Origin of the sequence: Tumidithrix helvetica PCC 7403, assembly GCF_965232925.1 — a bacterium.
Classification (GTDB): domain Bacteria; phylum Cyanobacteriota; class Cyanobacteriia; order Pseudanabaenales; family Pseudanabaenaceae; genus Tumidithrix; species Tumidithrix helvetica.
Window position 1 is genome coordinate 42,744 of record NZ_CBDDRA010000031.1, and the last position, 20,513, is coordinate 63,256.

Consider the following 20,513-nt stretch of genomic DNA (forward strand, 5'->3'; position numbering starts at 1 on the left):
TCCTTAGTCTTTTTTGTGCTTTTTCAATACCGAGTTCAAAGGCAAGAATCTCTGATGTCGATCTTCCATAATTTCCCTCTTAGATGGTTCTGTTTTTAGAATAATTACTGTTAAAACCGCCGAGCTTAACTCTTTAATGATGCAGTCAGCGTGTAATTAAACTGTGCTTCAAAGGGTTGTTTTTTATATTCCAGACTCCAAAGCTCTAAAGCACAGGAATCAGTGGGATCGGCAGGTGTAATTTGGAGATGGCAGGTTTTTGTTTTGGGGTAAAAAAGCACTTCCACAGAAGCGATCCCGCTAACTTGCCGTCGGTCTAGAGCCACGGCTAAACGGAGTAAGGTACTCAGTTGGCGCACCATCAATTGCAGGCGATCGTTCAGGAGCTTCTGGAAATTCTCATGCTTCTTTTTGGGTTCGCTTTTGCGGTGATAGCGGGCGAGATTGGCGATCGCCTCAATTTCAGTCTCGGTATACCCCAGTAGCTCCCCATTGCGAATCAGGTAATAGGAATGCTTGTGGTGTGCCGCATTATTAATGTGATGCCCAGAATTGTGTAGCATAGCCGCTGCCCATAACAGACTGCGTTCCTCCTGTCCCCATTCGTGCAGCACCCCTTGGGTTTGGTCGAATAGGCTGAGCGCCATCCGAGCTACCTGTTTGGCATAGTCGAGATTGATGCTGTACTTATCCGCGAGTTTGAGTACGCTGCGATCGCGTACAGAGCTTTGATAGCGCAGACGATCTTCGATAAACCCTTGACGAATCATCCAGTCAACGATTAAGCCTTCGCGCAGCGATCGCTGACAGACCACGATTTTTGTAGCGCCCAAAAGCCGCATCGCTTCTTGCAGCACCAAAGCCCCCGCCAGAATGATTTCAGCGCGTTTTTGCTTGAGTAATTCCGTGCGATCGGCAAGGTTTAACTTTCTCAAACGTGCCACCATGCTCTCAAGATCGACAAAAGAGAATTCGTAGCCCTGTAAGGGATTGGGAACGCTCCCTAATTTTTCTTTGGCATGAAGCGTGGCAAGGGTTTCAATTGTGCCCGACGTACCGATCATTTGGGCGGGTTTGCGATCGAGCGATTGTTTGAGTTCGTCAATCGGTCGCTCTAACATGCCGCGAATGTAGTTTTGCAACCGCTCGAATTCCAAAATAGAAATCGGATCGGTCTTGATGAACTGATCGGTCAGCCTCACCGCCCCTACTTTGGTACTGCTGAGATAAAGCGGATCGTGTCCGTCACCCAAAATCAACTCGGTGGAACCGCCGCCGATGTCAATCACGACATGGGGCTGATTTTGCAACTCCATCGCCGACAACACGCCTAAATAAATGCGTCTTGCCTCTTCTTGTCCAGAGATAATCTCAACCCGCAGACCCAGCTCTTGTTCGATCCGCCGAATAAAATCCAACCCGTTTGGAGATTCTCGTGTGGCACTGGTGGCAACGATGATAATTTCTTCCACATCCATCGCGCGGCAAATTTCTTGGCAACGCGCTAGGGCTTCCAGCGATCGCTCCATGGCTTCATCCAAGAGTTTGCCCGTTTGGGCGCAACGTTCCCCAAGGCGCACGGTCGCTTTTTCGGCAGCAATAATGCTCATGCTGGGCAGATGGGTTTTGACCCGCACGACCACCATATGGATGGAGTTTGTGCCGATATCGATCGCCGCTAAAATTCTGTCTTGGGGCATGATGGGTCTGACTAGCTGACTTGGAACTGCTGGGTTTAAGATGCAGGGGATCTGGTGTCGATCATACCGTCATGTCTAGGACATTTTGCGGATTTTTGGATTTAGAAATTAGGAGGAATTTGGCTCAAAATCCAGTCAACTGCCTCTGCTAAGTCTTGCGCCACGCGATCGGGCTTGGTGACATGCTGATAATCTCCTGACAGGACTTTTTCACCATAACCACTGGTAACCAAAACCCCTTTGCAACCTGCATTATGGGCTAGATCCACATCTGTAGCTTTGTCCCCCACCATATAGCTACGGGATAGATCGAGATCGTGCTTCCATGCCGCTGCCACCAACATGCCCGTATTGGGTTTGCGCCATGTTGACCAATAGCTGAGTTCGGGGTCTACACCACCTTCGGGGGGACTCAGGGTATTGCAGCAGAATGTGGCATCTAGACGTGCCCCAGCCTCTTTATCCAAAAGATACTGAAGCCGCTCGGTGAGAGCATGGATATGTTCGAGACTGTAATAGCCTCTGGCGGCTCCCGCTTGGTTGGAGGCAAGACAACAAAAAATCTGGCGATCGTTGAGCGATCGCACTGCCTTGGCGACATTAGGCATGAGCACTAAATCTTCGACATGGCGAATATAGCCTAGCTCTTGATTGAGTACGCCATCGCGATCGAGAAATACAGCAGGCTTTAGCATGAGATAGTTTTACAGGCAATCTGAGTACTGGAAGTGGGAAAAAATCTCTGGATTTCAGAGGAGCTGGCACTAAAGGCATTAAAGTACAACTTTGCCTCAAGCGCAAAATAGTTAAGAGGAGTTTTACCCTCAGGGTCATAGTAAGGATTCGATCGCGATTCACAAAAGTGATTTAATAAGTTGCGTTAATGCATTCTTTTATCAAACCGTTACAGCTATCTCATGAAACTCTCACAACTTGCGGTTGGACTCTCAAACTGTCAGTTAGATCTTCAAGGAGAAGATCCTGAGATTACGGGTGTTGCCCCGATCGATCGCGCCAAAACGGGCGAAATTGCTTTTTTAGGTTCATCGAAATACCTCGCAGCCCTCGATCGCACCCAAGCCAGTGCGGTGATTTTAGATCTCAAAACCCCCTGTAACCTACCCTGTTTGCGAACCAACAATCCAAGGTTGCTGTTTGCCAAAGTGCTGGAACGGTTTCACCAACCTTTGAAACTGTCTATAGGTATCCATCCCAGCGCGATTGTAGGAGAAGGCGTGCAGCTCGGTAAAGATGTTGCGATCGCGGCAGGTGTGGTGATTGGCGATCGCGTAACCCTTGGCGATCGCGTATCGATTTTCGCGAATACAACGATCTATGACGACGTGGCGATCGGGCTAGGAACCGTGATTCATAGCAACTGCACGATCTGCGATCGCACCCAGATTGGGGCAAATTGTCTGATTCATCCAGGCACGGTCATTGGTGGTGATGGCTTTGGTTCTGAGTTACAGGCTGATGGCAGTTGGTACAAAATCCCTCAGACGGGGCATGTGATCTTAGAGGATAAGGTAGAAGTTGGTTGTCTAACGGCGATCGATCGCCCTGCTTTGGGCACGACGCGTATCGGCACTGGCACAAAAATCGATAACCTCGTCCAAATTGGGCATGGTGTGAATATCGCGCCTCACTGCATCTTAGTCGCGCAGGTAGGTGTGGCAGGTGGTTCTACCCTGGGGCATCACGTCGTTTTAGCGGGACAGGTGGGCGTTGCCGATCATGTGGCGATCGGCGATGGCGCGGTGGTTGGTGCAAAGTCTGGCATCATTAGTCGGGTTGAGGCAGGTGCAAAAGTAATGGGCTATCCTGTTGTTCCCGAACGGGACTGGAAGCGCATGGTAATTTCGGAACGTCAGCTACCAGAGATGCTCAGTACGATTCGCAAATTAGAGAAGCGCATTGCGGAACTGGAAAGAAAGCTAGAAGGAGAGTAGACAAGAAGCAAAGTATTCGCCTTAGGAAGACTTTCATAAAGTTTTTTGATTTTTGCTTAAAAAATCGAGCAGTTGATGGGCTAGTTGCAATTTAGAGCAGAGGGAAGTTGTTTCTTGCCTGCCACTTTTATCCATAAAAGTGGCTTGGTTGGTTGCCGTGCCGAATCCCATTTGCGATTGGTCTACGGCATTGGCTGCGATCGCATCTAAACCCTTATGCACCAATTTTTGCTGGGCGGCGGCTAAGATTTCTGCCCCCGTGCCAGTTTGCGCCGCAAATCCTACCAAGATCTGGTCAGAACGCTTGCGCCTACCCAAATCCGCCACGATATCGGCGATCGCTTCGAGTGCCAAGGACGTAGGCAACTCAGCTTTGGGAATCTTGCGATCGCTGTAGGATGCAGGACGCACATCGCCTACCGCTGCTGCCATAATCGTCAGATCGGCTTGTGGGAAAGCTTCTAACATGGCTTGATGCATTTCTGCTGAGGAATTCACCGAAATCACACGCATACCTGGTTGACTGAGAAACGCAGCATTTCCCGCAGCTACTAAAGTTACCTCTGCGCCGCGATGCCATGCTGCCTTAGCAATTTCTATACCTTGTTTTCCTGTGGCGGGGTTGCCAATAAACCGCACGGGATCGAGAAATTCCCTCGTGCCGCCTGCGCTTACCAGCACGCGTTTGCCGCTTAAGTCTCGTAGTCCTTTGGTATAAAGCAAGGATTCCAGATAGCTGACGATCGCCTCTGGTTCTGCCATTCGTCCCGTTCCCTCCGCGTCGCAAGCAAGAATGCCACTGGTCGGCGCGATCGCCCAATAGCGCGAATTTGTTTGGAGTTTCTGCCAATTTTGCTGCACGGGCTCTTGCAACCACATGGTGGTATTCATGGCAGGGGCTAACAGCACAGGACATTTGGAAGCCAAAATCGTATTCGTGAGTAAATTATCTGCCATGCCCCAAGCCAGATGGCTCATCGTGTTAGCCGTTAGAGGCGCGATCGCCAAAACATCCGCCCATTCGCCCAGTTCGATATGTAAGGGTCTGCCATGGAGGGGCTGCCAGAAATCGCGATCGGTATAGGCAGGCGATCGCGAGAGGGTGGCAAATGTGAGAGGGGTGACAAATTCTTCAGCAGATTTTGTGAGAATGACGCGCACCTCAACGCCCGCTTTTGCCAAGGTGGACACCACCTCACAGACTTTATAGGCGGCAATGCCTCCCGTGACTCCGATTAAAACGCGATTTGCCATGAACTTGTATCAATCTCGCCAATTCACAATATTGAAGACTATTTTGAAGATCTTAGTGATATCAATCAGGATCTTCTGTATCGAATTGAGGGATTATTCCATTTTAAATCAATACAATAATGGATATCGTTCAAGCTACGTAACTCGATCCAATCGCCTAGTGAATACACAATCCTATTGTTTAAATTGCTTACTACGAGAGGTGAAAAAACAGACATGGCAAGTGAAATCATCGCAACATCAGGTTCTAAATGGGTTCCACCAGAAGGTGTCAAACGCCATTCTGGCAAAACTATTCCCCCGCAATTTGATTTCTTCGTACCTCCTCCATCGGAAATCGGTCGGGTGCTAACTGCAGATAGTTCCTTGAAAATTTCAGACCAGCCCATGTCATTAATCAACCGCTTGATTGCATCCGTGGTCGTCAGTGGGTTGGTTTTAGTAGGTGTTTGGATAGTTTTCTTCCTCACTAGGTTATTCGCTCCCGGCCTCTCTGATTTGTTTGGAAATTTTGGTTTCTTTGCTTTTGTCGGGGGGACTGCGGCGCTATTATTTGGTATTTTTGCATTTAACGCTTTTGGCTTTAGCCCCAACTGTACCTACGTAGGCGATCGGGGAATTACCAAGATTTCTCTGAAGAGATCCCGGCAGGCAACACCGCAGATAGAGTTGCTAAAGTTCGAAGATGCAGTAAACCTCTATACCAGCCAAACTAGACATTACAAGCAGGCTGTTACACCAAAGTATCTAAGTACAACCTACAGTTATTCATGGACTTTACCCACTGGCAAAAGCTTCAAACTGGAGGGCGAACATTATCACCAAGGCAATCGACCATTTGATGACCACCCTTGGTATTTTGCCAAATCAGCGGAGTTTGCTTGGACGAATTACCTACTGCCCTGGGCTGACCAGTATTTTGCTCGGTCAGGTTATGTCGAATTTCCTATGGGTGGAGATCCTCAAGCCGTTAGAGTCGGACAGGGTTTTTTAGAATTTGTGTTAAAAAACGGCTCAACGCAACGGGCAAATGTTTCCGATATGCAAGAACTGAGTCTAGAAGATGGGTTATTTTACTTTATCCATAGGGATACGAAATCCTGGTCAACCAAGGGTAGATATCTGTTCAGATACTGCGATATGCCCAATGCTCGACTGTTTCAGGTATGTCTAAAAAACCTTGCTGGTATCGATAGCCTGTCCGAGATTAGTATCTTTAAATAGTAGTGTGTCAGTTGAGATGTCCGCAAGTTATGGGGGCGAATGCGATCGCGTCTTGCCGACAAACCTCAGTAACTGCACAAGAATGTCTAGAAAAAATATTCTATGGGGACTTTCACGGGAAGTACTGTAGATATTCGAGAAAATGCCCTATCCTCAAAAACAGCACAGTTAGAGAAATTTTGTCTTGTATACACGACCTCTTGCAAATTTGATCGAGCAACTACAACGGCTACCTGGGGTTGGGCCCAAGACAGCGCAGCGTTTAGCCATGCACATTCTCAAGCGCCCAGAAGAGGATGTGGAGGCTTTAGCCAAGGCCCTGATCGATGCTAAACAGCAGGTCGGCTATTGTTCGACTTGCCATCACCTCTCCGCTGACGTTATTTGTGAAATCTGTGCGAATCCCAGCCGTGACGATGCGGCGATTTGCGTAGTTGCCGACTCTCGCGACCTGATCGCCCTCGAAAAAACCCGCGAATATCGGGGTAAATATCATGTTTTAGGTGGCTTAATTTCACCTATGGATGGCATTGGTCCCGACCAACTCAATATTCAAGGCTTGGTGCGGCGAGTCAGTATTGGTAAGGTGTTGGAGGTAATTATGGCTATTAGCCCCAGCATCGAAGGCGAGACGACAACGCTCTATGTCGGCAGTTTGATCAAGCCCTTTACTAAAGTTACCCGAATTGCCTTTGGCATCCCCATGGGCGGCGATCTGGAATATGCGGATGAGGTAACCTTAGCCAAAGCACTTGAGGGGCGTAGGGAACTGGATTTCTAATTTTTTTATTTTCTTTTTTTTCTCAAGGCGGAAATTTCATGTTGCGCTTGTTCGACGTTATCGATAATATTCACCAAGATAGGTGACAAATTAAGTTAAAGGTTTTGTGATGAGTAAGCTCCCCTTACGAAAAACAAGTTCTGTCGTAACCTTGTCAGGGGTCATAGCGTTTAGCTGGCTATTTACAGGCGGGTTGCCTAGTTTCTCTAGTTTGACCCATAGAGTCGAACAAGAGCCCCAAGCCATCTTGGTACTAGGAGGTTCCCCCTCTCGCGAAAAATTTGCGGCGCAGTTTGCCCTAAAACATCCCAATCTGCCGATTTTTGTCTCTTCGGGTAGTCCTGAAGAATATGCGAAGTATGTGTTTGACCAAGCAGGTGTACCCCGCAATCGCATTCATCTAGACTATCGAGCTGTAGACACGGTAACCAATTTCACCACGATGGTTGATGCCCTCCGCGATCGCAATGTTACCAATGTTTATTTAATCACTTCAGATTTTCATATGCCCCGTGCTGAGGTGATCGGCAATATTGTTTTAGGCAGCCGTGGTATCAAAATTCACCCCATATCCATTCCTTCTAGCCGCCAGGATGAAGCTCCTGTTAAGTCACTTAGAGATGGCTTTCGCTCCGTGGTGTGGCTATTTACAGGCTCTCCTTTAAATGGATCTACCCACAATAGATAAAGCTTATAGGGTTTATAGATAAGGAAATGACACTCAAAGTTTGCTCGTGCGATCGCTTTTGAGGTATCAGTCGGAAGGAGCCTGAAAACTTGAGAAAGGAACGTTGCTGTGCGTCTTTAGTGATTTAAGTCACGAGGAACTCGCGATTGACACACACGTCTTTGCATCTAATATCACACTCTCAAGCCGCAAGCGATCGCTTGCGGTCATAGGGGAATGCTTGAGAATTTATAGGATAGAACTTATCAACCCACCAAAAGATTGATGATCGTTGCACTTTCAGATTTTGAAACTATAGATGTTTACACGCCGTGGGGGAAGGAGCGGGGGATTTTTTACCTAGGTCAAACCTTCATGCCCATCAAGGTTTACAAGGGCATTCATGAAGCGATCGCAGCTTGTCGTCGAGACTTAGATGCTGGATTGCTTTCAATCGTCGTGACAGAGTCCAATCGCTTTTCCGTATGGTGGCAATTACCCGACCTGTGATCCCCATCATAGGAACTCTACCTGAATGTCACAAATGACCTTACTCATCCATCACCCTGTAGGTCGTTGAAAAATCCGATGATTTGTAGTATCAAGCCCTACACGCAGAAACAGCCATGATCGTTCTTTCCCTTTCAGAAGTCAAAACTGTGAACCTACAAACTCCCTTAGGTTCCGAAGCAGGCATTTATTATTTAGGTCAGACCTATCTATCGACCAATTATTACAGGGGCATCAACGAAGCCATACAAGTCTGCCGTCGCGATTTAGATGCTGGACTATTCTCGATTGTGGTTAAAGAATGCGATCGCTTTTCGGTGTGGTGTCCTTTGCCTAATTTACCAAAACCAGAGTAAGCTAAAACACCTAGCATTTCTAGATCGAACCGTGTGACTTTTGATTGAACTTTTTCAAAGGTTGGCGAAAACAATATAAACTTTTGTAAAGAGTTTAATATCAAAATTTTATGACAAAAGGATCTGGATTTGGACAATTACCAGGACAACCTAAAAAAGCAAAGAAGAAGAACGTGAAACGGGAGCAGGCTTCTCAAAAGTATGATGAGATGAAAAAGCAGGGACTACCCGAATTTAATATTTTTGTGCGGATCGAGGGTAAGGACTGGATACCTGCTGGCTCCATGACGGTCGAACGCAGTAACAAGATCGCTCAAGCGATTTTTCAACAGGAACAAGAATTGCTCAAGGGGGCAATGCGCCTTTACCCCAAGCTAAGTAAGTATAAGGAGAGCTTGGAGTATGGTTATCGCCTTAAAGAGTTTCCTGATGAAGCGATCGCCGTAGCTTTACGTCCTCAGCCAACAGTGGGTGACAAGATCGCCAAAACAGTGACGCAGCTAAAGGAAGGTTTATCATCCCTGTTTAATCAAAAAAAGAAGACAAACTAGCGATCGGCGCTCTTTTAAGCGATGAATTGGAATTAATCACGAATATTGAGAGCAAGAATTGTTCGCAAAGGTGGGCAGTTTTTGCTCTTCATTTTTTTATCTAAATTGCGCTTATCTTTAAGAGTACATTTATCCCTATATCGGATAGATTAAGTTATAGGGATTTAAATATGGTTTTTTTGTATCGGTTGCGTTCGAGAAAGAATATAGTTATTCCTCAGAAATTGTCTGTTATCAGCCATCAGGGTTGCAGTAAGTTAGTATAATTCTGAAAAATCGGAGAGTCTCAATATGCAGCTAAAAAATGTGGTTCAACCCTTTGGGGAAGTTAACGTCTATAAGCAAAGCAATGGAGAACTTGAGATTGTGGCGACGATTCTCATCGTCCCAGACATCGAGGGCGCAAGGGTTGGTTTAGCGCTTGATGGCTCAGCATCGATGAAAAAAATCTATGGGATTAGCGGTGTTGTCAGTAGCTTTTTTGCAGATGCCTCGGTCGCGCAAAACGTCGTAGAGCCAGTTGCACGGGTTATGGTCAACTATCTCGCCAACTTTTCATCTACAGGCAAAGTGGACTTTATTTACTGGGCATGTGGCGCTGCTGGAGAATTAATTGAAGATCTCGGCAGTTTTAGTGGCGAAGAAATTCAAAACGTGGTTATTAAGGGACCAAAGATTCCTTGGGGAACGGGCACGCAATTACTGCCACCAGTGAGGTTTTTTATAGACAAATACAAAGATGCGCCAGCTCTGGGGGTTAAGCAACCTGCGGCGATTTGCTTAATCATCACCGATGGTGTGATCGAAGACCTAGAAGAAGTTAAAGAATTTTGCTTTAAGTACGCTTTAGAAGTGGCTGATGGGCATAAGCCTTTTATCAAACTACTTTTGATTGGTGTTGGCAAAGAAATCGATGAGATTCAGTTAGAAGACCTCGACAATATGTTTGAGGGCAGTTTTATCAAAGATAGCACTGGCAAAGAAATTGACCTATGGGACTATCAAACTGCCGATAACATTCAAATTTTGGAGCAAATCTTTAAAGAGTTTGTCTCTGCGGAAACGATCGTTACCCACTATGGTCGAATTCTCAATCAAACTGGTGCTGTCTGCGAAGAATATAACTTTGGTGTTCCCGCATTCATGAGATTTCGTCTACCCCCTGATTCCACCTCATTTACCCTAGAGTTTTCTGGTGGCAGTGTTACCCAAGATATTTCTGAGGCTCTGAAGCAACTCTAAAAATCGGAAAATGAGTGAGACCTGTTTTGACAATGCCGATCGCACCCAGTTGGTTAACCCAGAGAGCAATACAGACAGGCGATCGCACTGCTCTTGTCTTCGCTGACAGGGTCTGGAGCTATGCTGAAATGGAAGCTGAAGCGATCCGACTTGCAAGGAATTTGTGGAGACTGGGAATTGGGTGTGGCTGTCGAGTTGGTATTCTCATGGAAAATCATGGGAATAATGTTGTTTTGATTCATGCTTTGGCGAAGTTGGGCAGCATTGCAGTTTTACTCAATACGCGGCTGAGTGCCAAAGAATTGCACTGGCAGTTGCAAGATAGTGTAACGAAGTTTCTCATCTACGATCGCAAAATGGAAGAGAAAGCTTGCGAAGTTATCGAGCGATTCCAAACAGCATACTTAACAGAAAGCTTAAAACTGATTGCGATCGAAGCTGTGAAACAGGCTGAAAGCAATTCCCAAAAGGAAATCAGTCAGAATTTCATTCCAGACATCGCTCTAGAGTCAATTCAAGCAATTATTTATACATCAGGTACGACAGGAAAGCCTAAGGGCGTACAGTTGACCTATGGCAATCATTTCCACAGTGCGATCGCTTCCACGTTGAACTTAGGAACCGATGTTAGGGATAACTGGTTGGTTTGTCTACCACTGTTTCATGTGGGAGGACTATCGATTATTTGGCGCAGCGTACTAGATGGTTCGACAATTACCCTAGAACCCCGTTTCGATTTAGATCGAGTGCTCCAAGCGATCGCAACGGGCAAGATTACGCTCATCTCTCTCGTACCAACCATGCTAACCCGCATTCTCGACCGACTCAGCCAAAGCGATTTGTCCGATCGAATAGAGGAATGGCAGAATCTGCGAGGAATTCTACTAGGGGGGGCGGCTCCGAGCGAGCAACTGCTAGAACGATGTTTAGAACTCAAGCTACCGATTATGCCTACCTATGGCATGACAGAGACGGCTTCGCAAATCGCCACCCTATCAACTCAAGATGTAATGCGTAGGCGAGGTTCGGTAGGTCAGCCTTTACCATGTTGTCAAGTAAAAATTGTGGCGATCGATTCCCCTGAGATAGAACTATCCATCGGAGCAATCGGACAGATTTTAGTAAAGGGAGCAAATGTGATGGCTGGCTATGTGAATCCCCCCACAGCCAAAACTTTGCGAGATGGTTGGCTACATACAGGAGACTTAGGTTATGTGGATTCTGAAGGTTTTTTGTATGTAGTCAGTCGGCGTACAGATTTAATTATCAGTGGGGGTGAGAATATCTATCCTGCGGAACTAGAAGAGATTTTAATGCTGCATCCTACGATTCAAGATGCCTGTGTGGTAGGGGTAAGCGATCGCGAGTGGGGGCAAATCGTCGTAGCCGTGCTTGTAACAACAGAATTACTCACAGTTGCGGAAATTCGGGAATTCTGTCTGAGTCGCGATCTAGCTAAATACAAACTCCCGAAAGCCATCCATCGGGTCGATCGCCTGCCTAAAACAGCCTCTGGGAAGTTGGCACGTCACAAGGTACTGGAATCTTTCAGTTAAAGCCCCCTACCTCGGCAAAATGACAGTCATTTTTGTGCCGCAATCGATCTCGCTCTCAACTTGGATTTTCCCACCATGTAGGTCTATCACCTGCTTCACAATCGATAGACCTAAGCCTGCACCTGGCGAACCTGGGATGCTATTGGCATTACTTGCCCTGTAAAATTTATCAAAGATTTTGGGCCGATCTTCTTCAGGAATTCCAATGCCGCGATCGCAAATTTGAAAACTGACAAAACTTGGTTGGGCAGTAACGATAATCTGTACTTCTCCTCCCTCTGGTGAATAACGAATGGCATTCACAAATAAATGGGTTAGAGCTTGTTCCAGTAGCCCCATATCGATGGGAATAGCAGATGGGATTTCTTCAGCCCGAAATTGCAGTTCGTGCTTTTCCTCCTTGAGAAACTGCCACTCTGTCACCAATCGCTGGCAGAAGCTCACAAAGTCTACGGATGCTGTATGAAAGAGAATATTTCCCGACTCGCTGCGGTTGATTGTGAGGGCATCATCAAGAATGCGGGTAATGCGTTTGACGTTTGCTCTAATTTGAGAAAATTTCCGCGATCGCTTCTCAGGCTCAGTAAGATTTGGCTTCATTTCCAAAAACTCTGAGGCAAGCGATATTAAAGATAGAGGCGTGCGAAATTCATGGGATAGCGTGTTAATTAAGCGAGACTTCATGTCGCTGAGTTCTTTCTCTTTGGTTAGAGATTGGCGTACTTGTTCCTCAGCTTTTTTACGCTCTTCCACCTCAAACTGTAAGCGAAGTAATGTCGCTTCCAATTCTTGCGTGCGAGCTTGTACGTGAAGTTCTAAGGTGTAATTAGTCTCCTCTAAGCGACGATAGATCTGCGATTGCTGAATCAATCGTCGTACTCGATGTAAAAGCACTGGCCAGTGAATGGGCTTTGTAATATAGTCAGTAGCACCAGATTCAAAGGCAAGATCGACAGATTTTTTGTCATCTAGTCCTGTAATCATCAGTACGGGGGCGTGATGATTCTCTGGAAGCGTTTGCAATCTCATGCAGCATTCAAACCCATCCATTTCAGGCATGATCGCATCGAGCAAAACAATGTCGGGTTGCATGCGGACGTAGGTTAACAAACATTCCTCGCCATTGGAAGTCTCAACAATCTGATAACCCGCCTGTTTCATGACTCTGCTTACCTGCATGCGCATAAGGCTTTCATCATCTGCAATTAAAACAAGCGCAGGTTCTAGCTGCTGCGATTTCGGGCTTAAATTGTTTGTCATGATCTACTTATGGCTGATATCTCTGACGCTCAATCAGCAATGCCTCTTTCGTTTTGAGGTATTGAACTTCTAACTGCTGCAATAGCAAGTTAGCCTGTGACTCTATACTATCTGATTTATCGATCGCTTCAAGTTCTTGACAATACTTAGCAAGTGCACAAGCACCCACCGAAACGCTATTTGACTTGAGTGTATGTGCGGCTTTTTTTAATGCATTTAGATCTGAGGTTGCGATCGCATTGTGAATTGACGCGATTAAGTCAGGGGCGGCATCCAAATAGCAATCGATCATTTCGACCAAAAATGCTTCAGGCTCAGCACCCGCCAAGGCAAAAATTTCTTGTAAAAATGAGCGATCGATCGTCGTTGAACTCAACTCATCATCGGCTGGATCGTTGTTCATATTGTAACTTGCCCCATCTTTTTTAAATTTGCAAAACATTTGCGATCCACATTTACAGCTAGGCTCTGAGCCCTATTTTCAGAAAAGGGGATGTCCCCTTGCCCTCGAGCTTTTAGTTATTACAGTTATTTAGGGGAAACCCTCAACGATTAAAACTTGCCTAACGAATGCGTGGCTTGATAATCACATCTTTAGGAATACATTAACCTCATGCGATCGGTTGAATGAGGTAAACCAAAGGGGTGAGGCATCTGGGTGAGGCTGGTTCATGCAATCGCATGAATACATATCTGTGATGCCAATTTCAATTAAATTCATAGAAGACTCACAAGGAGAATCAGAAAGGAGTCAAATTACGTATTTTTAAGCTGAGATTTTTTCCCCAGTAGCCAATAGGTTGGCATTTCGCCCCGGCCCTTGATCGCGATCGCGCCACGTTCTTCAAATTCATATTTATGTTTGAGGTGAACATAGGTTTGTTCTGTTACCTGAATTTTACCCATTTCCCCCTGCGATTCCATCCGACTGGCAATATTCACGGTGTCGCCCCAGAGATCGTAGATAAATTTTCTCGTACCAATCACACCTGCAACCACCATGCCCGTGTTGATACCAATGCGAATCTCTAGAGGCTTTCCTGTGAGCGCCTGAAGCTCGGTAATTTTTGCCAACATATCCAGAGCCATCTCAGCGATCGCTTCGGCATGATCGGCACGGGGAACTGGCACGCCCCCTGCCACCATATAGGCATCGCCAATCGTTTTAATTTTCTCTAAGCCATAGGTAGCGCAGAGCAGATCGAACGTAGAGAAAATCTGGTTTAACAGTCTGACCACATCTTGAGGTGATAGTTCGGCAGAGAGGTTGGTGAAGTTAACCAGATCGGCAAACAGCACGGTCACTGCTTCAAAGCTATCGGCAATCTCGCTTTGCCCTTCTTTGAGTTGATCGGCGATCGCTTTGGGTAAAACATTCAGCAGTAACTGCTCTGACTTCTCTTGTTCAATTTGTAGGGCTTCTTGAGCTAATTTGCGCTCGGTGATATCTTCCAATACACCCAAGACCCCGATCACCTCCCCGCGATCGTTTTGAATGGGGATTTTACTAATATCTAACCAAACGATTTCTCCAGCCGAATCGGGCTTGACTTTTGCTTGAACGATGTGTAATTGAGGCGTGTTAGTTTCTAAGACATTTCGATCTTGGGCGCGAAATTCATCAGCCAGTTCGTGACTTAGGAGTAGGTCATAATCTGTTTTGCCAATCACAAAGCCTGAATCATCGATTTGAGCCGCCTTCGCCCAATTTTTATTACAGCCTCGAAATACCAGATCGGTATCCTTCCAAAATACCTGCTGGGGAATGTTGTTAAGAATTAAGCGAAGATAGGCTTCTTGGGCTTTTAAAGCCGCTTCGCTGATCTGCAACGCTTCAGCGGCAGATTTATATTCAGTGGTTCGCCGTTCCACCTTTTGTTCTAACGCTTCATTGCTCTGGGCCAATGCCGTAAATGATTTCTGTAATTGACCTGCCATCTGATTAAAAGATTCCGCGAGGGCAGCTAGTTCTTGTACGCTCTCGATCTTTACAGTTTGATTGAGTTTCCCCTGCGCGATCGCTCTCGAGGCATCCCGCAATCGCAAAATTGGTTGAGCGATCCAGCGAGAGGTAAAGATTCCCATAATCGTTGCGAGTACGAGCGCTAACCCACACAGCGTAATCGTTGTTCTTGTGTTGGCGTTCACGCGATCGATAAAATCTTTTTCAGGAATCACTACAACCAAGAACCAATCTAGCCCTTTGCGATCGGTAATGCGTGTAACCTGCACAAACTGGCGATCGCCCTCTAGGTCAAAAATAATTTGCTCAGGCTGATGAATCGCTTTGAGATCTGGAAATTTCTCAGTAATCTGCTTGGCTGCGGCTCGGATGGCAAGATTACTGCTCTGGATGGCTTTGAGCCGCTGTTGACCTTTGGTGGTCGTCATAAAGGGGGGCTCTGCCGTAGAAGTAGCCACAATCTCTCCTGATGCCTCGATCGCAAACGCTTGCCCTGACTCACTTATTTTTAAGCTTCTGAGAAAATCGCTGAGTTGGGCAAGCGTGACATCAATCGCTATCACACCGACAAATTTACCTGTACTTGCATATATTGGTTGCACTGCAGTGATGCCCAAAATTGGACGGGCTGCAAACACATAAATGGGACTCCATGCCGCTTGACGTTTTTGCTCGGCTGTTTTGTACCAAGGGCGCGATCGCGAGTCATATAAGCTCGATTGCAGTAACGCCTTGTGTTTGCCCTGCGCATCTAGGCTAAAGATTTCTCGTTTGCCATTCGTCGTGCCATCTCGGATCGATGCCGTCAATAGGTCATTCTGTTGCCGTCCGACACCGAGAAAATCGCCCTTTGTGTTGCCAAAATAAAGTAGATCGATTGTGGGGATTTGGCGAACTTGCCGCCAAAATAGGGATTTTAAGCGATCGAAATCCTCTAGATTTACATTGCCTGACTGCACCATTGCTTCTTGAACTTGCAATATTGTATGAGGCGTATTGGTATACTCCCGCAGATGAGTTTCGATGTTATGGGTTACTGCTTGACTGAGACGAGGCGCTAACTCGTTAATTGCCTCTTGCCCATTCCGCACTGATAACCAGCCTGTTAGACCCACAGCCGCGACAATTTGAACGACAAATGGCACGATCAGAACTACTCTTAGGGGTGGGAGTTTTCTGTTTTGCTGAGGCGTTGTCTGGTGAAGAGGACTATCTAGATGGTTGCTCGATGACATGGCAATGACATGGCGATTATCTTCGATATACGTTCCGCCGCAAAGAGATAGTGAAAGGAAAGACTGATGCTTTTTAACAGGATTGGAACGATCTATACCCCTAGCATCATAGCAATGAACATACTCATGTACTCACTTTAATACACCGTACTTATCCAAAAGTAGGATAATTTCATCAATCAATTGCGGACAACTATAGGCTCCTTTCTGTAAAATTTTTTGGACAGTTCCACCCAATCTAAATTTATCTTCTTGCGATAAATCTTTTGCAGTAATTACAACGATTGGCATCTGAGGCAGATTGTGCTGTTGTCGGAGCTGATTGATAAACTCAAAGCCATCCATTTCAGGCATCATTAGATCTAGCAAAATCAGTTGTGGTGAGGTTTGGGATAAAACCTCTAAAGCTTCATGTCCATTTTTTGCAGATAAGAGCGTACAGTTTTCTTTTTCCAACATACGAACGATCATTTGTCGAACACTCGCATCATCTTCAATCACTAAAATGCAGGGATTGTCGGAGCTATGCGACATTTTGGAATTCTTAAGATCGCTATGGGCTGATACAATTTTGAGGGAGCGATATTTATTCACCGTTGAAATGAGGCGATCGCGGTTAATTGGCTTAATTAAATAATCGGTTACGCCCAAGGTATAACCACAATCTCGATCGTCCATAATTGTCAACATCACAATCGGAATATTGGAGGTCTCAGGATCGGCTTTGAGGGCAGTGAGAACTTCCCAACCATTCATGCTTGGCATCATCATATCGAGAATAATGGCGCTGGGTTTGATTTCCCGTGCTAATCTCACGCCTTCTTTGCCCTCATAGGCAGAATAGACAAAAAGTCCCATTTTCCCGAGGGCTCTCTCTAAAAGCTGGTGTACGACTAGATCGTCATCAATCACCAAAATCGAAGGGAGTGGCTTTACCGTCGGATAGGTTGGAATCAATTCAGGGGAAGGTGTAGGTTTATAGGGCTGCGCTGGCAATCGAATTGTAAATGCAGACCCCTTATTCAACGCGCTTTCGACCGTAATATCCCCACCCATCATCCGACAAAGCCTTTGACTAATTGCCAGTCCCAAACCAGTGCCACCAAACTGACGAGTCGTCGAGCTATCCGCTTGCGTGAAAGGTTGAAATAATCGTTCGAGTTGGTCAGGGCTAATCCCAATACCCGAATCGCTTACTTTAAAGTTGATCCAAGTGCGATCGCTATCTACTTCACGCTGAACCTGAATCGTAATCGTTCCTTTTTGGGTAAATTTGCAGGCATTACTGAGCAAATTAAACAGCGCTTGTCGCAATCTGGTTACATCTGTTTCCATCATGTCAACTTGTCGATCGTACTCCAAAACCAAAGCGTTAGCATTTTTCTCTAACAGAGGATGAATCATATTTACGGCGTCATTGACAAGGCTCAAAACGTCAAAACGTTCCACAAACATTTCCATTTTGCCAGCTTCGATTTTTGACATATCGAGAATGTCATTGATCACGCTGAGTAAATGTTTGCCTGCGGTATAAATTTTCTGGAGATCGTTTCGAAAATCTTCTAGTCCTAAATCATCAGCATCTTCTTGCAGCATCTCACTGTAGCCAATGATCGCATTTAAGGGTGTGCGCAACTCATGGCTCATATTGGCAACAAAGGCACTCTTGGTACGATTGGCTTCTAAGGCTTCATCCCTTGCCAGAGCCAGCTCTTCGTTGACGATGCGAATTTCTTCCTCATCGCGTTTGCGCCGCATGAGTAAACCCAGATGGGTCGCGATCGCACTGACAAGACCCACCAGTTGTTGATCTTCATCATTAGGGGTATGCATAAAAAAGACGATGACAGCAACTACCTTGGTCTCAGCCAAGATTGGAATCGCCAAGCCTGCATTGAGCCCTGCATCTAGAGCCGCAAACTTTCGCAAAAAACCGAGTTCTGTCTCCTGAGAGATATCCCAGATCCATTCGGGTCGCTTAAGTTCCCAAACACGTCCAGGAAATCCAATTCCCGTTGGGAATACTATGTTTTGACTGAGGCGATAAAACTCTTCCAATCCCTTGACAGTAGAATGCCAAGCAGGACTATATTTGAGATGTAAGCCATTCGTACTAGGTATCCAAGCTTCACCCACAACCCAACCTGTAAATTCACAAATTTTACGCAGAGCAATTTCTAGCGCCGTATTAAAATCCTTGGCAACGCTAATTTCCATCGTCATCGTTTGTAAGAGCTTGACTTCCTCTTCTGCTCGCTTGCGTTGGGTGATATCCTGCACCGTGCCTTCAAAGCCAACCAACTCGCCTTCTTCATTGTGAATAGCTCTTACATTTTCTGAGATCCAGATCTTTGTACCATCCCGACGATAGATCTGCGATTCAAAATTTGAGATGGTTTTATGCACTCTGACCAAATCGATAAACTCTTGCCGACGATTGGGACTGACATAGAGCTGATGCCCAATATTGGTGATATTTTGGGTCAGTTGTTGTGGAGACTCATAGCCATAGATTGTCGCCAACATGGGATTTGCAATCAAATAGTAGCCATTGAGCGTGGTTTGAAAAATCCCTTCCACCGAATTCTCAAAAATACTGCGATATCTCGCTTCGGCATCCTTTAAATCGGTTTCTAACTGTGAAGTGCGCGTCCTTAAAAGATCGTAGGTTTTGACTGCCTGTTGAATTGTATTAATCAGCTCTTCTTGTTTATAGGGTTTGGTTAAAAATTTGAATACTTTAGAAGAGTTAATCGCTTCGACCAAATCTTGCACATCGGTATGAGCAGTTAAAAGAATCCTAATTGTATCTGGGTAGGCAATGGCAACACGGCTAAACAATTCAGTCCCTGTCATCATAGGCATGCGCTGATCGGAAATAATTACAGCGATATTGTCTTCTTTACTAAGAATTTCCAGACCTTCCAACCCGTTGCTTGCCTTTAAAACCTTGTAGTCTTTGTATAAAGTTCGATGTAGTAGATCGAGATTGTCTGCCTCATCATCAATAATGAGTAGTTTGGGCTTAGTTGAAGTTTGGGCTTGCATACGCTATGGGGCTAAAATTGTTAGCTATGTACTAGCTTAGGAAAGTTGTGATGAGAGTTATTGTAACGGGGGCTACTGGATTTGTAGGAGTTAGGTTAGTTGAGCAGTTACACTCACTTGGCAATCAAGTTGTGGTATTGGCTCGTAACCCCGAAAAAGCAACACGCCAGTTCCCCAAGGAATTTTTCTCAAATGTTGAAATTGTGGGCTATACGCCCCTAAAGCTAGGTGCTTGGACGAGTGCCCTCTCGGGATGCGATGCTGTTGTGAACTTAGCTGGCACATCGATTGTTGGACAACGTTGGAGCGAACAGCGCAAACAAGAAATTATCGAAAGTCGGGCAGGGACGACCAAAATCTTGGTTGAGGCAATTCAAGCCGCAGCTGTAAAGCCTAAGGTTTTGGTAAGTGGGAGTGCGATCGGCTATTACGGAAGCGATGAAACCCAGAGTTTTGATGAATATAGTTTTGCGGGTCAAGGCTTTTTAGCTGAGGTCTGTCAGGCTTGGGAAGCAGCAGCCGATCCAGTCACAAATTTTGGGGTGCGATTGGTGAAGCTAAGAATTGGGATTGTGCTTGCCTATGGTGGCACTTTAGGCAAAATCTTGCCGCTATTTCAGTTGGGTATCGGTGGCAAAATTGGATCGGGCAAACAATGGTTCTCATGGATTCATCGCGACGATCTGGTCAGTTTGATTTTATTTACGATCGCCAATAGTCAGATTGTAGGCGTTCTGAACGCCACAGCCCCAAACCCAGTCACCAATGAGGAATTGACAAAGACTCTGGCAAAAGTAGTGGGTCGTCCCGCGCTCTTACCAGTACCTGCGGCAGCTTTGTTAATTTTGCTAGGCGAATCTGCGACCTTGATCTTGGGCGGTCAAAAGGTCTTGCCGCAAAAAGCCACCCTTAACCGCTTTTCATTTACCTATCCCGATCTAGAGTCAGCATTACGACAGATTCTAGAATAGAAAGGAGCGATTCCCCTGTGGGGCAATTCATAAATTGCCCCTAGGTTAGCGATAGAGCATGGAAATCGTTGTCTTGCGGATCGAGCAGGGGTATATACATATCAGTTTAAAAAACGGAAAGAATTCATTGTCCCAAAACGCTAGTCGAAACTACGCACTTTCAGTGCGAGACTTTAGTTGCTACACAAGTCTAAAAAGGGGTAGGCTTGGGAAAAACGCCAATGGTAGAACCTAGACGTGGTA

At 45.9% G+C, this 20,513-nt stretch carries 17 protein-coding genes; 10 read left to right on the forward strand and 7 right to left on the reverse strand.

Going from position 1 to position 20,513, the window contains the following annotated elements; all coding sequences use genetic code 11:
* Window positions 1-125 precede the first annotated feature (125 nt).
* The gene (locus tag ACP2WE_RS21820) at window positions 126-1,700 is read right to left on the reverse strand and encodes a Ppx/GppA phosphatase family protein (RefSeq protein WP_425217640.1); all 1,575 of its coding nucleotides are present in this window, start codon (window positions 1,698-1,700) and stop codon (window positions 126-128) included.
* Between the two features lie 101 nt (window positions 1,701-1,801).
* Window positions 1,802-2,395, reverse strand: coding sequence for a D-glycero-alpha-D-manno-heptose-1,7-bisphosphate 7-phosphatase (locus ACP2WE_RS21825; protein WP_425217641.1), 594 nt, complete (start codon window positions 2,393-2,395; stop codon window positions 1,802-1,804).
* A gap of 222 nt (window positions 2,396-2,617) precedes the next feature.
* Between ACP2WE_RS21825 and lpxD the strand changes: the two genes are divergently transcribed.
* Window positions 2,618-3,652 carry a UDP-3-O-(3-hydroxymyristoyl)glucosamine N-acyltransferase gene (lpxD, locus tag ACP2WE_RS21830; protein ID WP_425217642.1) on the forward strand — a complete coding sequence of 345 codons (1,035 nt, stop codon included), beginning with the start codon at window positions 2,618-2,620 and terminating at the stop codon, window positions 3,650-3,652.
* 33 nt (window positions 3,653-3,685) lie between these two features.
* Here lpxD and coaBC read toward each other — a convergent pair whose 3' ends face one another.
* Window positions 3,686-4,906 carry a bifunctional phosphopantothenoylcysteine decarboxylase/phosphopantothenate--cysteine ligase CoaBC gene (gene coaBC / locus ACP2WE_RS21835; protein WP_425217643.1) on the reverse strand — a complete coding sequence of 407 codons (1,221 nt, stop codon included), beginning with the start codon at window positions 4,904-4,906 and terminating at the stop codon, window positions 3,686-3,688.
* A gap of 216 nt (window positions 4,907-5,122) precedes the next feature.
* Here coaBC and ACP2WE_RS21840 point away from each other — a divergent pair, with 216 nt between their 5' ends.
* The 8 genes from ACP2WE_RS21840 (at window position 5,123) to menE (ending at window position 11,793) form a co-directional block, all read left to right on the forward strand.
* Entirely contained in the window at window positions 5,123-6,130 is a 1,008-nt protein-coding gene (locus ACP2WE_RS21840; RefSeq protein WP_425217644.1) for a hypothetical protein, read from the forward strand.
* Window positions 6,131-6,314: 184 nt separating this feature from the next.
* A complete protein-coding gene (gene recR / locus ACP2WE_RS21845) occupies window positions 6,315-6,911 on the forward strand; it encodes a recombination mediator RecR (protein ID WP_425217645.1) in 597 nt (198 codons plus the stop codon).
* 109 nt (window positions 6,912-7,020) lie between these two features.
* Complete coding sequence (locus tag ACP2WE_RS21850) at window positions 7,021-7,599, forward strand: YdcF family protein (protein WP_425217646.1); 579 nt, start codon at window positions 7,021-7,023, stop codon at window positions 7,597-7,599.
* Between the two features lie 354 nt (window positions 7,600-7,953).
* Entirely contained in the window at window positions 7,954-8,088 is a 135-nt protein-coding gene (locus ACP2WE_RS21855; protein ID WP_425217647.1) for a hypothetical protein, read from the forward strand.
* A gap of 116 nt (window positions 8,089-8,204) precedes the next feature.
* Complete coding sequence (locus ACP2WE_RS21860) at window positions 8,205-8,444, forward strand: hypothetical protein (RefSeq protein WP_425217648.1); 240 nt, start codon at window positions 8,205-8,207, stop codon at window positions 8,442-8,444.
* Window positions 8,445-8,554: 110 nt separating this feature from the next.
* Window positions 8,555-8,995, forward strand: a complete 441-nt coding sequence (locus ACP2WE_RS21865; protein ID WP_425217649.1) for an HHL1-like protein — start codon at window positions 8,555-8,557, stop codon at window positions 8,993-8,995.
* Between the two features lie 291 nt (window positions 8,996-9,286).
* Window positions 9,287-10,237: a vWA domain-containing protein gene (locus ACP2WE_RS21870; protein ID WP_425217650.1), complete on the forward strand. Its 951-nt coding sequence runs from the start codon at window positions 9,287-9,289 to the stop codon at window positions 10,235-10,237.
* Window positions 10,238-10,251: 14 nt separating this feature from the next.
* Entirely contained in the window at window positions 10,252-11,793 is a 1,542-nt protein-coding gene (menE, locus tag ACP2WE_RS21875; protein ID WP_425217651.1) for an o-succinylbenzoate--CoA ligase, read from the forward strand.
* A 6-nt stretch (window positions 11,794-11,799) separates the two neighbouring features.
* On the opposite strand, the gene ACP2WE_RS21880 is transcribed toward menE, so the two are convergent.
* The 4 genes from ACP2WE_RS21880 to ACP2WE_RS21895 form a co-directional block, all read right to left on the reverse strand.
* On the reverse strand, window positions 11,800-13,053 hold the full coding sequence (locus ACP2WE_RS21880) for a hybrid sensor histidine kinase/response regulator (protein WP_425217652.1): 1,254 nt from the start codon (window positions 13,051-13,053) through the stop codon (window positions 11,800-11,802).
* Window positions 13,054-13,060: 7 nt separating this feature from the next.
* Window positions 13,061-13,456: an Hpt domain-containing protein gene (locus tag ACP2WE_RS21885; protein ID WP_425217653.1), complete on the reverse strand. Its 396-nt coding sequence runs from the start codon at window positions 13,454-13,456 to the stop codon at window positions 13,061-13,063.
* A gap of 353 nt (window positions 13,457-13,809) precedes the next feature.
* Entirely contained in the window at window positions 13,810-16,251 is a 2,442-nt protein-coding gene (locus tag ACP2WE_RS21890) for an adenylate/guanylate cyclase domain-containing protein (RefSeq protein ID WP_425217654.1), read from the reverse strand.
* Window positions 16,252-16,383: 132 nt separating this feature from the next.
* Complete coding sequence (locus tag ACP2WE_RS21895) at window positions 16,384-19,299, reverse strand: response regulator (protein ID WP_425217655.1); 2,916 nt, start codon at window positions 19,297-19,299, stop codon at window positions 16,384-16,386.
* Between the two features lie 50 nt (window positions 19,300-19,349).
* Here ACP2WE_RS21895 and thyD point away from each other — a divergent pair, with 50 nt between their 5' ends.
* A complete protein-coding gene (gene thyD / locus ACP2WE_RS21900) occupies window positions 19,350-20,270 on the forward strand; it encodes a thylakoid membrane protein ThyD (protein ID WP_425217656.1) in 921 nt (306 codons plus the stop codon).
* Window positions 20,271-20,513: the final 243 nt, after the last annotated feature.

Excerpts from the sequence above, each read along its gene's own strand:
- ACP2WE_RS21820 (WP_425217640.1), bottom strand. The coding sequence starts at position 1,700 with ATGCCCCAAGACAGAATTTTAGCGGCGATCGATATCGGCACAAACTCC.
- ACP2WE_RS21825 (WP_425217641.1), bottom strand. The coding sequence starts at position 2,395 with ATGCTAAAGCCTGCTGTATTTCTCGATCGCGATGGCGTACTCAATCAA.
- lpxD (WP_425217642.1), top strand. The coding sequence starts at position 2,618 with ATGAAACTCTCACAACTTGCGGTTGGACTCTCAAACTGTCAGTTAGAT.
- coaBC (WP_425217643.1), bottom strand. The coding sequence starts at position 4,906 with ATGGCAAATCGCGTTTTAATCGGAGTCACGGGAGGCATTGCCGCCTAT.
- ACP2WE_RS21840 (WP_425217644.1), top strand. The coding sequence starts at position 5,123 with ATGGCAAGTGAAATCATCGCAACATCAGGTTCTAAATGGGTTCCACCA.
- ACP2WE_RS21850 (WP_425217646.1), top strand. The coding sequence starts at position 7,021 with ATGAGTAAGCTCCCCTTACGAAAAACAAGTTCTGTCGTAACCTTGTCA.
- ACP2WE_RS21855 (WP_425217647.1), top strand. The coding sequence starts at position 7,954 with ATGCCCATCAAGGTTTACAAGGGCATTCATGAAGCGATCGCAGCTTGT.
- ACP2WE_RS21860 (WP_425217648.1), top strand. The coding sequence starts at position 8,205 with ATGATCGTTCTTTCCCTTTCAGAAGTCAAAACTGTGAACCTACAAACT.
- ACP2WE_RS21865 (WP_425217649.1), top strand. The coding sequence starts at position 8,555 with ATGACAAAAGGATCTGGATTTGGACAATTACCAGGACAACCTAAAAAA.
- ACP2WE_RS21870 (WP_425217650.1), top strand. The coding sequence starts at position 9,287 with ATGCAGCTAAAAAATGTGGTTCAACCCTTTGGGGAAGTTAACGTCTAT.
- ACP2WE_RS21880 (WP_425217652.1), bottom strand. The coding sequence starts at position 13,053 with ATGACAAACAATTTAAGCCCGAAATCGCAGCAGCTAGAACCTGCGCTT.
- ACP2WE_RS21885 (WP_425217653.1), bottom strand. The coding sequence starts at position 13,456 with ATGAACAACGATCCAGCCGATGATGAGTTGAGTTCAACGACGATCGAT.
- ACP2WE_RS21890 (WP_425217654.1), bottom strand. The coding sequence starts at position 16,251 with ATGTCATCGAGCAACCATCTAGATAGTCCTCTTCACCAGACAACGCCT.
- ACP2WE_RS21895 (WP_425217655.1), bottom strand. The coding sequence starts at position 19,299 with ATGCAAGCCCAAACTTCAACTAAGCCCAAACTACTCATTATTGATGAT.
- thyD (WP_425217656.1), top strand. The coding sequence starts at position 19,350 with ATGAGAGTTATTGTAACGGGGGCTACTGGATTTGTAGGAGTTAGGTTA.